Raw genomic sequence first — 967 nt, 5'->3', positions numbered from 1 at the left:
CCGCACCCGCAGCCGAGCAGCCTGCCGAGGCGCCCATGGCCGACTTGCGCACGCGCGCGCGGCTGGCGGCAGGCGCCGCCGACAAGGCCTTGCGCGCTGAACAGAATAAAGGCAAACCGTGGCTGGCGATGGCGGAACTCAAGAGCGAGACGGCATTCCAGAAGCTCGTCGCCTCGGCTTACCGTGGCGGGCCGGTCATCAAGGTGGAAGACTTCCTGATGGCCGACGGACGGCCCGCCACGCGCGTGGTCAGCCCCGGCGGCGCCAGCTGCTACGCCATGGGAGATAATCCGGGCGCGGGCGCCGATCCTTTTAAAACGGGCGGCAAACTGAAAAAAGTGGCGTGCCCCGGCTGATGGTCGTGCGTCGGATCAGCGCGCAAGCGCGTCGTCCGACATCACCGGCGGCCAACGCAGTTGTCGGATTACGCACGGCTGCGCCGCGCTAATCCGACCTACGCGGTTCCGGCAGGGGCGCAGGTAAAGAGCACTTCAAACGGGCGGCAAGCTGCGCACTTTAGCGTGCCCGGCGTGTGTGCCGTAGGTCGGATTAGCGCGCAGCGAGTAATCCGACATCACCGGCGGCCAACGCAGTTGTCGGATTACGCACGGCTGCGTCGCGCTAATCAGACCTACGCGGTTCCGGCAGGGGCGCAGGCAAAGAGCACTTCAAACGGGCGGCAAGCTGCGCACTTTAGCGTGCCCGGCGTGTGTGCCGTAGGTCGGATTAGCGCGCAAGCGCGTAATCCGACATCACCAGCGGCCAACATTGTTGCCGGATTACGCAAGTAGCGCAGGCTTAAATGCCCGGCCAGCCAGGAAAGTGGCGTGCGCCGAAGCAGGCCGTAGGTCGGATCAGCGCGCAAGCGCGTCGTCCGACATCACCGGCGGCCAACGCAGTTGTCGGATTACGCACGGCTGCGCCGTGCTAATCGACCTACGCGGTTCCGGCAGGGGCGCAGGCAAAG

The 967-nt window shown here is 66.0% G+C and carries 1 protein-coding gene; it reads left to right on the top strand.

The features are described 5' to 3' along the window. A partial coding sequence (locus JaAD80_RS29360; protein ID WP_374755291.1) for a hypothetical protein occupies positions 1-356 on the top strand: 356 nt, incomplete at its 5' end. Positions 357-967: the final 611 nt, after the last annotated feature.

Origin of the sequence: Janthinobacterium sp. AD80, assembly GCF_002878455.1 — a bacterium.
In the GTDB taxonomy this organism is placed as follows: domain Bacteria; phylum Pseudomonadota; class Gammaproteobacteria; order Burkholderiales; family Burkholderiaceae_D; genus Janthinobacterium.
The sequence above is the reverse complement of the archived record's forward strand: the minus strand, read 5'-3'. Positions and strand labels throughout refer to the sequence as shown.